11 protein-coding genes are annotated in these 11,872 nt (G+C 64.8%); 3 read left to right on the top strand and 8 right to left on the bottom strand.

Features of this window, described 5'->3' with window-relative positions; genetic code table 11:
* The coding region (locus JWQ24_RS22200) for a hypothetical protein (RefSeq protein ID WP_299812611.1) at window positions 1–345 on the bottom strand (345 nt) is incomplete at its 3' end.
* Window positions 346–412: 67 nt separating this feature from the next.
* Window positions 413–1,906 carry an FAD-linked oxidase C-terminal domain-containing protein gene (locus tag JWQ24_RS22195; protein ID WP_299812610.1) on the bottom strand — a complete coding sequence of 498 codons (1,494 nt, stop codon included), beginning with the start codon at window positions 1,904–1,906 and terminating at the stop codon, window positions 413–415.
* 196 nt (window positions 1,907–2,102) lie between these two features.
* Here JWQ24_RS22195 and cycA point away from each other — a divergent pair, with 196 nt between their 5' ends.
* Window positions 2,103–2,501: a cytochrome c-550 CycA gene (gene cycA / locus JWQ24_RS22190; RefSeq protein ID WP_299812609.1), complete on the top strand. Its 399-nt coding sequence runs from the start codon at window positions 2,103–2,105 to the stop codon at window positions 2,499–2,501.
* Between the two features lie 66 nt (window positions 2,502–2,567).
* Here the strand turns inward: cycA and JWQ24_RS22185 are convergent, their stop codons facing one another.
* The 3 genes from JWQ24_RS22185 to JWQ24_RS22175 all read right to left on the bottom strand — a co-directional run bounded on the left by JWQ24_RS22185 (window position 2,568) and on the right by JWQ24_RS22175 (window position 4,479).
* Window positions 2,568–3,242: a TetR/AcrR family transcriptional regulator gene (locus JWQ24_RS22185; protein ID WP_299812608.1), complete on the bottom strand. Its 675-nt coding sequence runs from the start codon at window positions 3,240–3,242 to the stop codon at window positions 2,568–2,570.
* A 176-nt stretch (window positions 3,243–3,418) separates the two neighbouring features.
* Window positions 3,419–3,736, bottom strand: a complete 318-nt coding sequence (locus JWQ24_RS22180; protein WP_299812607.1) for an AzlD domain-containing protein — start codon at window positions 3,734–3,736, stop codon at window positions 3,419–3,421.
* Window positions 3,733–4,479, bottom strand: coding sequence for an AzlC family ABC transporter permease (locus JWQ24_RS22175; RefSeq protein WP_299812606.1), 747 nt, complete (start codon window positions 4,477–4,479; stop codon window positions 3,733–3,735). The genes JWQ24_RS22180 and JWQ24_RS22175 overlap by 4 nt, the downstream gene beginning before the upstream one ends.
* Before the next feature lie 301 nt (window positions 4,480–4,780).
* Between JWQ24_RS22175 and JWQ24_RS22170 the strand changes: the two genes are divergently transcribed.
* Window positions 4,781–7,210 (top strand): TonB-dependent receptor, encoded by a 2,430-nt coding sequence (locus JWQ24_RS22170; RefSeq protein ID WP_299812605.1) that lies wholly within the window; start codon window positions 4,781–4,783, stop codon window positions 7,208–7,210.
* A gap of 112 nt (window positions 7,211–7,322) precedes the next feature.
* Here JWQ24_RS22170 and JWQ24_RS22165 read toward each other — a convergent pair whose 3' ends face one another.
* Window positions 7,323–8,663, bottom strand: a complete 1,341-nt coding sequence (locus tag JWQ24_RS22165; protein WP_299812604.1) for an ATP-binding protein — start codon at window positions 8,661–8,663, stop codon at window positions 7,323–7,325.
* Between the two features lie 111 nt (window positions 8,664–8,774).
* Here JWQ24_RS22165 and JWQ24_RS22160 point away from each other — a divergent pair, with 111 nt between their 5' ends.
* Entirely contained in the window at window positions 8,775–9,383 is a 609-nt protein-coding gene (locus JWQ24_RS22160; protein ID WP_299812603.1) for a response regulator transcription factor, read from the top strand.
* On the opposite strand, the gene JWQ24_RS22155 is transcribed toward JWQ24_RS22160, so the two are convergent.
* Window positions 9,384–10,598, bottom strand: coding sequence for a glycosyltransferase family 87 protein (locus JWQ24_RS22155; protein ID WP_299812602.1), 1,215 nt, complete (start codon window positions 10,596–10,598; stop codon window positions 9,384–9,386).
* 140 nt (window positions 10,599–10,738) lie between these two features.
* The coding region (locus tag JWQ24_RS22150; protein WP_299812601.1) for an AAA family ATPase at window positions 10,739–11,872 on the bottom strand (1,134 nt) is incomplete at its 5' end.

The following is an 11,872-nucleotide window of genomic DNA, read 5'->3' as shown; positions in this document are numbered from 1 at the left end:
GAATTGATCACGCGCGATCGTCGGGCGCGGGTTCCACCAGCATGCAAATTGCACCAAGGGGCGCTCCGCGCGCGCGAGCGCAAAAGTCCAGCCATGGTCTTCGGCATAGCAATAATGCAGAAAAGAGAGGCCGGTCAGCCCAGAGAGATAATCTGCGAAACCCGGTCCGTCCGCTTTCCGATACCTGGCCGAGTCCGCGTACGGGACGAAGGTCAGCCAGCCGTTCGCCGGCCCGAAGATTACCCCACTAAGTTTGGCATGGCGCAGCCGCTTCTGCGCCTCGCCGCTGTCGCCGACACGAACGTGATAGCTGACGCTAAATTCACTCATCGCGGCATCGTTCAAGCATGGGTCAGAGACGTTCAGGGCTCAATGGTTTATCCGCGTTCTTGAACGGGCGTCAGCCCGTGCGCTAGAACCGCGGCAATTCGGGAAACGCCAGCTTGCCGCCATGCACATGGACGCGGCCGAGTTCGGCGCAGCGGTGCAGGGTCGGAAACACCTTGCCGGGATTGAGCAGGCCCTGGGCGTCGAAGGCGCATTTCAAACGTTGCTGCTGGTTGAGGTCGATCTCGCTGAACATCGACGGCATCAAATCGCGTTTCTCGATGCCGACGCCGTGCTCGCCGGTGAGAAAGCAGCCGACTTCCACGCAATGCCTCAGGATGTCGGCGCCGAAATCTTCGGCGCGCTGCAGCTCGCCGGGCTTGTTGGCGTCGTACAGAATGAGCGGATGCAGGTTGCCGTCGCCGGCGTGAAACACGTTGGCGACGCCGAGGCCGTATTTCGCCGACATCTCCTTCATCCGCCGCAGCACCAGCGGCAGAGCGGCGCGCGGAATGGTGCCGTCCATGCACAGATAGTCCGGCGAGATGCGGCCGACCGCGGGGAATGCCGCCTTGCGGCCGGACCAGAACAGCAGCCGCTGCTGCTCGGAGGTCGAGATCTGGCACGTCGTCGAGCCGCAGCCGAGCGCGATGGCCTCGACGCGCGTGATCAGTTCATCGACCTCGACGCCGGGGCCATCGAGTTCGATGATCAATAGCGCCTCGACGTCCAGCGGATAGCCGGCATGCACGAAGGCTTCGGCGGCGTGGATCGCAGGCTTGTCCATCATCTCCATGCCGCCGGGGATGATGCCTGCGCTGATCACGTCGGCGACGCACTGGCCGGCCTGCTCGACCTCGGCAAAGCCGATCATCAGCGCGCGCGCCGTTTCCGGCTTCTGCAGAATGCGCACGGTGATCTCGGTGATGACCCCCAGCAGCCCCTCGGAGCCGGTGATGATGCCCATCAGGTCGTAGCCCGACGGCTCCGCCGCCTTGCCGCCGATTTTGACCACCTCGCCGTTCATCAACACGATCTCGCAGCCGAGCAGGTTGTTGGTGGTCATGCCGTATTTCAGGCTGTGTACGCCGCCGGAATTCTCAGCGACATTGCCGCCGATCGAGCACGCAATCTGCGACGACGGATCGGGCGCGTAGTAAAATCCCGCATGCGCCACGGCAGTGCTGATGGCGAGGTTGGTGACGCCGGGCTCGGTGACCACCGCACGGTTGTCGAAATCGATCTCGCGAATGCGCTTGAACTTGCCGAGACCCAGCAGCACCGCATCGGCCAACGGCAGCGCGCCGCCGGACAGCGAGGTGCCCGACCCCCTCGGCACCACCTTGATGCCGTTTTCGAAGCAATAGCGCAGCACTTTGGAGACCTGCTCGGTCGTGTCCGGCAGCACCACCACCATCGGCGGCTGGCGATAGGCCATCAGCCCATCGGACTCGTAGGGCAGCATCTCGGCGGCGCTTGAGATCACGCCCTCGCCCGGCACGATCTTACGCAGTGCAGCAACGATAGCCTCGCGGCGCGCCAGCACCGCCTGGTCCGCTGCGGGCATCATGATGGTCATATTGAATCTCCCGCGGGCACCCATCCTGTCGCGGACGGCCTTGATTGTCCTGAATCAAAGCACGTCTGGCACGATTTGGGTAGTTCACCCAAGCATTGCCGGAATCGTCACGGTTCCGGCATGATCCGGCTTGGCACGATGCGGGCCACGTGCAACAAAATCCGTCCGGGAAAGCCAACTGTTGAAAGAGCCATCCATGAAGAAGCTCCTCTGCGCCCTCGCTATTGTCGCTGCGTCCGCCGCCGTATCCTCCGCCGCGCTCGCGCAGGATGTCGCCGCCGGCAAGTCCTCGTTCAACAAGTGCCTGGCCTGCCATGCGATCGGCGAAGGCGCCAAGAACAAGGTCGGTCCGGAACTGAACGGCATCGACGGCCGCAAATCCGGTCAGGCGGAAGGTTATTCCTATTCCGACGCCAACAAGAATTCCGGCATCACCTGGAACGAAGCGGTCTTCAAGGAATACATCAAGGATCCGAAAGCCAAGATCCCCGGCACCAAGATGGCCTTCGCCGGGATCAAAAAGGAATCCGAGATCAACGATCTCTGGGCATTCGTCTCGCAGTTCGACAAGGACGGCAAGATCATCGCGAAGTAGCCGGAGAAACATCCCCCGGGCGCGATGGAATACGAAGTATTGCTTCGCAGAGCCGGGGATGGAGCGTTACGCGCCCGCCGCCATCCGCGTTGGCAGCACGGCCTGCACCACGAGGCCCCTCGCGCGGGCGTCCATTACGCCGACGGCGCGTAGCGCCAGCAGCGTCACGGTCTGCACGGCATCACGCAACTTGACCTGATCGTCGAGATTGTCCGGCGCCATCGGCCCGACCAGGGCTTCATGCAACGCGCCGAGCAATGCGGCCGCCGCCAGCGCCGTATCCTGCGCCGGCAAATGACCGGCACGGATCGCAGCGGCGATGCGCAACTCGATCTCGCCGGCGATCTCGCGGCGGCTGGCCAGACGCGATTCCGTGACATCGACCTCGACCGGCTCGGCCAGAATGCCCCATGACAATTTGCGATGCGACACCACATGTACCGCCACCGTGGTGACCGCCGCGGCCAACGCCGAAGACGGGCCGGGTGCGGCGTCCGCCGCACGGCGGATCGCGGCGAGTTCATCGCGCGAGACGTCGGCGATAAGCTCGGAAATCAGGTCGGCCTTGGACGGAAAATAGCGGTAGACGGTGCCGGCAGCGACATTGGCGCGGATAGCGACCGGGGCGATCTGCACCGCGGCCATGCCGCCATCGGCGCAGGTGTCGCGCGCGGCCGCCAGAATGGCGCTGCGCCGCGCCGCCAAGCGTTTTACGACCTGAGTGGTCCGTCGATAAACCATGCGCGTTTCTCATCCCCGGCGCCTGCTTTGACCGCTCGATGCGGGACAAGAAGGCGCGCGACTTCAAGGTTTTGAGCGAGATTCGCAACAACTCGCCAATAAGAACTGAACAACAATTCACAGCTGTTGACAAGTCGTTTTGCGCGGACCCGGCTGCGCCTGCGGCAAGCCCCGTTTTACCCGCCAAATCCGGCCGCCCGCGCCAAAGCGGCGACCGCCATGCCGGTGATGACGGCAATGAAATCGTTGCGGCGGATGATCGTCACCGCCATCGCGGCCAGGATCGCAAACATCACCACCGGACCGCCATTGACCGCCACCGGCAGCGCCGCCGCGACGATGATCGAACCCGGCAGCGCGTCCAGCATGCGGCGCACCCGCGGCGTCACGTTGACATAGCCCATCAGCCAGTAGCCGCCGAGCCGTGACGCCACCGTCACCGCGGTCATGACCGCAAAGGCGATCATCACATCGCTGCGCAGAAACTCGTTCATGCCGAAGCTCCCGCAGGAAAGACCGGCGTCGGCTCGTCCATCAACCCGGCCGATATCGCGCCCGACAGGGCACCTGCGATGATGAACCACCATCCGGGCAGCACATAGTGCACCACCAGCGCGACGACACCCGACACGACCCACGGGATGGCGCGGCGCGGGCCCTTCCAGGCCGGCACCAGCATCGCCGCATAGAACGCCGGCATCACCAGATCGACGCCGTACTTCTTGGGATCGGTGAGCTGTTCGGCGAGCAGAAAACCGGGGATCGCAGAGAACAGCCAGACGAAGTACAGCACGATGCCGCCGCCGAGGTAGAACCAGGCATTGGCGCCGCCGTGGTCGCGGTAGCGCATCGCCGCCAGCCAGCCGCCGTCAGTGACCAGCAGCATCGCAGGATAGGCCTGCCACGCCGGCAGCGTGCCGAACCAAGGCCGCAGCGTCGCGCTCATCAGCATGAAGCGGATATTGACGGTGAGCGTCAGCAGCGCCAGCGTCGCGATCGACGACGCCGTCAACCGGTCCGGCCACGACTGTACCGCGACGAATTGTGACAGCCCGCCGTAGACGGTGGCCATCATCAATTCGACCTCGGCCAGCGAAAAGTGCTTCTGCGCGCACAGCGCGCCAAACGCCATGCCGAACGCCAGCGTGCCAGGCAGCATCGGCCCGATGGCGATGATCCCCGGCACGATCCCTGCCGTCGACCAGTAGGCCGGCGCTTTGGTAATTCCCGTAGTCATAGAGTGATCCGCCTTTGCCCCCTGCCGTGCGGGCTGGCGACGATCCGGTCAAGTAGCGGCGGACTCATGGAGGCCATGCACGAAATTGGCGTTCGTCATTCCGGGGTTGGAGCGGCGCCAGCTGCGAGCGAACCCGGAATGACAGCGGGGCGTGGGGCTTCGCATTGCACCGGGAGTTTTTCCCGACCAGCGCGTCAAACATTCCCGCGGCCGCAACGGTATTTTGTTTGCGAAAGCAGAGCCCATCCCGCAGGATTTGGCCAACGCGCGGCAAGCGCAAGGGAAAATCGGGGGCACAGCGATGGGCATTCGGATTTTAGTGACGGCGGCGAAGCGCGGCTGGTTGCTGTCCGCGGCAGCCATCATGATTTCCGCCCCCGCCGCGGCGCAGGAACGGCTCCCCGAAATCCAGGTGATCTCCAACACCCCGATCCAGGGACCCGGCGTCGATCGCGACAAGATCCCGTCGCTGACTTCGACCGTGACCGCCGAGGACTTTCAGCGAAGCAATTCGCTGAACGTTACCGACACCCTGTTCCAGCGCGTGCCGGGCGTGTCGCTGTCGGACCCCAATGGCAACGGCGTGCAGCAGGAAGTCCGCTACCGCGGCTTCGCGGCGTCGCCGCTGCAGGGCACTCCGCAGGGCCTTGCCGTCTACATGAACGGCATCCGGCTCAACGAGTCGTTCGGCGACACCGTGAACTGGGACCTGATCCCGACCAACGCGATCTCGCGCGCCGACGTCTTCACCAACAATCCGGTGTTCGGCCTCAACGCGCTGGGCGGCGCGATCAGCGTGCAGACCAAGAACGGCTTCACTTACAAGGGCCTTGAAGTCGAGGGCCAGGGCGGCTCGTTCGGCCGCGGCCAGGGCGGCCTGCAATACGGTGCCGAGATGGGCAACTGGGGTGTCTATATCGCGGCCCAGGGCCTGACCGACGACGGCTGGCGGCAGAAGTCGCCGGCCAAGCTCGGCCGCTTTTACGGCGACATCGGTTGGCGCGACGACCGCGCCGAACTGCATTTCTACGGCGCAGTGTCGTCAAGTTCGTTCGGCGTCGCTGCAGCCACACCGGTGCAACTCCTCGCGCTCGGCCGCGACGCGGTCTACACCACGCCGCAGACCACCGACAACCAGATGGCGCTGGTCGGCCTCAACGGCAAATATGCCGTCACTGACACCTGGTCGCTGCAGGGCAACCTGTATGGCCGCTTCTTCCGCCAAGAACATGTCGACGGCAACGACGGCAACGTTGAACGCTGCAGCAACTCGTCGTCGTTCGCGAACCGGCTGTGCCTCGAAGATGACGGCTTCCCACGTCCTGTGCCGTTCACCGGCGCGGCGGCGCTCGCGTTCCGCAACCAGTTCGTAATCCTCGACGCCAACAACAATCCAATCCCCTGCCCGGCCGGCTCCGGCAACACCTGTTCGCCGATCCCCTACGGCACCATCGACCGGACGAATACCAAATCCGATACATTTGGCGGCTCGCTGCAGGCCACCAACGACGACAGGATATTCGGCCACGGCAACCACTTCGTGGTCGGCGGCAGCATCGATCGCGGCGCCACCAACTTTGCCGCCACCTCGACGCTCGGCTACATCAATCCGGATCTGTCGATCACCGTCAATCCGAATATCCCGGGCAATGGCTCGGTGATCCACACGCTCGGCAATGTCGGCTACACGCCGGTGACGATCGACACCAACAACACCTATTACGGCCTGTACGTCACCGACACCTTCGACATCACCGAGAAGCTCGCCGCCACCGCGGGCGGGCGATACAACGTCGCCCAGATCCGGATACGCGACGTGCTCGGCACCAGCCCGGACCTCAACGGCGATCACTCTTTCTCGCGCTTCAACCCGGTGGTCGGCCTGACCTACAAGATCGCGCCGTGGATCACTGCCTATGGCGGCTATTCGGAATCCAACCGCGCACCGACGCCGCTGGAACTGGGCTGCTCCAATCCCAGCAAGCCATGCCTCCTGGAAAGCTTCCTGGTCTCCGACCCGCCGCTGCAGCAAGTGGTTGGCCACACCTATGAAGCCGGCCTGCGCGGCGCCTCTCCGTTCGCTGACGGGAAAATCGAATGGAAGGCGGGCTGGTTCCGCACCGACAGCATCAATGACATTGTCAGCCTCGCCAGCTTCATCCAGGGCCGCGGCTATTACCAGAACGTGCCGGAGACGCGGCGCCAGGGCGTCGAACTGGCGGCCGAATACAAAGCAGAGCGCTGGCTCGCTTACGCCGGCTACAGCTATATCGACGCCATCTACCGTTTCGACGGCGACATCGCCTCGCCGAACAATCCGCTCGCTGACGCGAACGGCAATGTCCATGTCACGTCGGGCAACCGGATTCCCGGCATCCCGCAGCACCAGTTCAAAGCAGGTCTCGATTACTGGATAACACCGCAGTGGAAGTTTGGCGGTGACGTGGTCGCGGTCGGCCGCCGCTATTATGTCGGCGACGACGGCAACCAGAACCCGCTGTTGCCGTCCTATGCAGTGGTCAACCTGCACACCTCATTCGAGGTGACCAAGAACGTCACTCTGTTCGGTGTCGTCAACAACCTGTTCAACAAGCAGTACGCGCTGTTCGGCACCTATTTCGAACCCGGAGGCACATCGAAGGCCGGCCTCCCGATCGCGCTGACCGACCAGCGCACCGAAGTGCCGGGCTCGCCCTTCGCGATCTACGGCGGGATACGGGTGAAACTGTAGCGGCGTCCCACGCGCCGCTATCTTCACCCGCGAAAGCGGGCGATCCGGTTCTTCGAGACAACCGGGTCGCTCGTTCCTTTTTCCGGGCAATGCTGATCGAGGTGAACTCGACTCATCCACGCCGTCCCATTGGCACGTCCGCCTCCACCGTGACGCCCTGCTCCGCCGACGTCACATTCACCGTGCCGCCCAGCGCCAGCACGCGCTCGCGCATGCCGGTGAGGCCGAGACCAAGCTGATGATCGGCGGCAAGGCCGGCGCCGTCGTCCTGCACGCGGACCGAGACAACATCCTTGCCCACCGGCGCAATCGCCACGGTCACGCGCGTCGCGCCGGCGTGGCGGAACACATTGGTCAGCGCCTCCTGCACCACGCGATAGATTGTCAGCTCTATGGTCTCGTGCATCGCGCCGAGCGAGGGCGCGATGGTCATTTCCACGGCGACCCCGGGATGCGCCTCGCGCCACCAGCGCAGCAGCGCGCCCAGCGCCTCGCGCAGACCGAGCTCGCTCAATCCTGCCGGCCGCAACCGCTCCAGCACGCGGCGATTGAGCTGCTGCAACTGCCCGACCTGCGCCAGCATGGCTTCGCCATGCGTCCGGATCGCCGCGACATCTGCCGGTGCGGAGCCCGCGACCCGTAGCAACGCGCTGCCATGCGCGCGCAACGCAAACAGAAACGGTCCGAACTCGTCGTGCAGTTCCCGCGCGATCTCGCGGCGCTCGACGTCCTGCAGCGATACGACGCGCTCGGCCAACTGCCGCTTGTCCTCGACGGCCTCACCTAGCACGGCGGCGAGGTGGTTCAGCCGCGCGCAGATATCCGCGAGTTCGGGGGAACCCGCGGGTGTGACGCGGATCGCATAGCCGCCGCCTTCGATCTTCACCATGGCGTCCGCAATCTGCCGCAGCGGCGCCAGCGCCCGACCGACCACCAGCATCGTGATCCCGAACAGCACCGCAGCGATCGCCGCACCGACCTCGATCTGCGTGACGATGCCGTCCCAGATTTCCGCCATTTCGTCGGTAGGGTGCGACGCGATCACCAGCGCGCCCAGCGACCGACCGTTGACCACGACCGGCACCCGCAACGTGGTCTGCTCCGGCTGCACCAGCCACACGAACCACACGGGAGGCGCGATCACGGCATCTGCGACCGGCACGGACGGCACAGGCATGGCACCCTGCCCTTCATGGACGATGCTGACATGGCGCAGCTGGCTGAGGTCCCCGACGATGCGCGCCAGCCGCGCTTCCGGGTCCGGCGCCTCGGCAAGATCGACCACCAGCACCGCAATGAATTCACGCGCCAGCCGGACCACGCTCTGGTCCTCGGCGGCCACGCGCGGGCGAGCCTCCAGCACCAGGCGGCCGATATTGATCACGAGGCCGGCCAGCAACACCAGCGCCAGCAGCGTGGTCAGTCGCGCCTGCAAGGAGAGTGTGCGCCACATCACGTTCCGCCGCTCTGCAACATGCGTATTGATTGACAGCAAAGTGTAGCAACGTTCTACTTCAGCGACAGTAGATGACGCCAACCGGAATTGCATCCACGGATGGGGCCGATGCGTGTCCTGATTGTCGAAGACCACCCGATCGTCGTTTCCGGCTGCCGCGCGCTGCTGGCCGGCGACAGCGACATCGAGGTGTTCGACGCGGCCGACGCCGACGCCGGCGAAGCCGCGTTCGTCGCACAGCAGCCGGATATTTGCGTGCTGGATATCAACCTGCCCGGCGTCTCTGGCTATGAACTGGCGCGCCGGCTGCTGGCGCGCGACGCCGACGCAAAACTCATCATGTTCAGCATGAACGACGACCCGCTATTCGCGTCGCGCGCGATCGAGGCCGGCGCCAAAGGCTATGTCTCGAAGTCCGGCGATCCGCACGATCTGGTGGACGCCATCCGCGAGGTCGAGCGCGGCGGCGTGTATCTGACCCCGGCGACGGCGCGCAGCATTGCTTTTGCGAGACCCGACGACCGGCTCGGCAAGCTCAACACCCGCGAGATCGAGATCCTGCGCCTGCTCGCCGCCGGCAAGAGCCTCACCGAGATCGCCTGGCTGGTGCATGCCTCCTACAAAACGATCGCCAACACCTCCTCGATGATGCGCCACAAGCTCGGCCTGCGCACGCCGGCCGAACTGGTGCGGCTGGCGATCGAGAGCAGGCTTTGATCAATCTAACGCAAGGCTGACCGCGGATAGAGAAGGTTTGCGTTGGAACAGCCCGCAGCGCCGCCCGATCAACGCTGCCACCAGCAGCGTCGCGGCAAAGCCGGTCGGTGCGCCAACCGCGGGAAACACGATCAGCAGCGCCGCAGCAAGGCTGAGACCCGGCAACTCGTAGCGCGCAAAGCCCTCGGCCAGCCCGACGCGGACGATGAAGCCGGCCGCGATAGCCAGCACCATGACGTCGTAGAGAAACAGATACGGGGTCACCAGCAGCGTTCCGGTGGCCAATGCCGCCGCTTTCCACTCATAGCGCACGCGGCTTCGCCACAGCCACACCAGCGCCGCGGCGACCGCCGCGGTCATGATCCACTGGAACGTCCAGCCGAGCGGCTCGCTGCCGCGGAAGTAACGCACGAGAGCAAAAATGCTCTGCATCTTGCCCCACGGCGCACGGCCTTCGGTGAGGAAGGCCTGCGAGAACATCGGCATCCAGTGAAAGAACGTCTGCCAACTCTCGGCGCCATAGGCCAGCCACGATGCCGCCGCCAGCAGCACCGCGGTGACACCGGCCGCGACAAACACCCGCCACTGCATGGCGGCGATCAGCACCAGCGGAAACAGCAGGCCATATTGCGGCTTGTAGCTGAGCAGGCCGAGGCAAATGCCGGCCCATACCGGCCGCGCCGGCAGCAGCACCAGCACGCCGCCGATCAAGGACGCCGTGAGAAAGCCGTTCTGCCCGACCAGCGTATTGGTCAGCACGACCGGAAACGCCGCCGCCAGCAGCAGCCCGAACGGACGACCGACAACCGCGCGCATCATCAACAGGTACGGCACGAAGCTCAGCGCCGCCCAGCCGGCAAAGGCCAGCCGGTACGGCAGCCTCGCCAGCTGTTCGGCGACGAACAGAAACGGCGGCGGATAGTGCCAGGCGAAATTGCCGGGATAGCTCTGACCGAGCACCCCGACCTGAACCGCTTTCTGGATAGCCCAGTCCCACGCCTGCGCCGGATGACCATCGAGCGCGAGCCGGCCGGCCGACCAGACGTTGACGAAGTCGGTCGGCATCCCCAACCCTGCCTCGTCGAAGATCCAGCCGCGGCCATAGAATGCCGCGAAGAACGTCGCATGCAGCACGGCCAGCACGAAGCAGGCGTACAGCAGCGGCTTCGGAATCGCGGTGTCGTCCGGTACTGGAGCCAGCGTCTGCGCCGCCATCGGCCATCCCCTTCGCGCAACAGCGCGCTTTGAAGATGCCTCGCCGGCATTGAGGAAGATTTAAGGGCCACTTCCCGATGGTGACCGCACAAAAAAACGCGGCCATTCGGCCGCGTTTTCTCAATTCATCGAAGGTCGCGTCACGCCTGCGGCTGCGGCTCCAGGCCGGCGTCGGGGCGCGGGCGCGGCTTGCCGGCGGGGGGAACCGCCGAGGTGCGCGGGCCGGTCGGTTCGAGTACAGATTCGCGGTTCGGCTTCTTGCCGTTCAGCAGATCGGTGATCTCGTCACCCGAGAGCGTCTCGAATTCCAGCAGGCCCTTGGCGAGGGCTTCCAGATCCCGACGCTTCTCGGTGAGGATCTTGGTCGCCTCGTTGTAGCCTTCCTCGACCAGACGGCGGATTTCACTGTCGATCTTCTGCACGGTGGCCTCGGAAGCATTCTGCGTGCGCGACACGGACATGCCGAGGAACACCTCGTCCTGGTTCTCGCCATACGACACCGTGCCGAGTTCTTCCGACAGGCCCCAGCGCGTCACCATCATGCGGGCAAGGCGCGTGGCCTGCTCGATGTCGGAAGATGCACCGGACGTCACCTTGTTGCGGCCGAAGATCAGTTCTTCGGCGACACGGCCGCCCATCATGATGGCAAGGCGCGAGGTCATCTGCTCCAGCGACATCGACAGCTTGTCGCGCTCCGGCAACTGCATCACCATGCCCAGCGCACGGCCGCGCGGGATGATGGTCGCCTTGTGGATCGGGTCGGTGGCGACGACGTTGAGGCCGACGATGGCGTGACCGCTCTCGTGATAGGCCGTCAGCATCTTCTCTTCTTCGGTCATGACCAGCGACTTGCGCTCGGCGCCCATCATCACCTTGTCCTTGGCCTCTTCGAACTCGCTCTGCGTCACCATGCGCTTGTTGCGACGCGCGGCGGTGAGAGCGGCTTCGTTGACGAGGTTCATCAGGTCGGCTCCGGAGAAACCCGGGGTGCCACGTGCGATGGTCTTGAGGTTGATATCCGGCGCCAGCGGCACCTTGCGGACATGCACCTTGAGGATCTGTTCGCGACCGACGACATCCGGGTTCGGCACCACGACCTGACGATCGAAGCGGCCGGGACGCAGCAAAGCGGGATCCAGCACGTCCGGACGGTTGGTGGCGGCGATCAGGATCACGCCTTCATTGGCCTCGAAGCCGTCCATCTCGACCAGCAACTGGTTGAGGGTCTGCTCGCGCTCGTCATTGCCGCCGCCGAGACCGGCGCCGCGATGACG

Origin of the sequence: Tardiphaga sp., from assembly GCF_028290495.1 — a bacterium.
In the GTDB taxonomy this organism is placed as follows: Bacteria; Pseudomonadota; Alphaproteobacteria; order Rhizobiales; family Xanthobacteraceae; genus Tardiphaga.
This window is presented reverse-complemented; position numbering and strand designations above follow the sequence as displayed.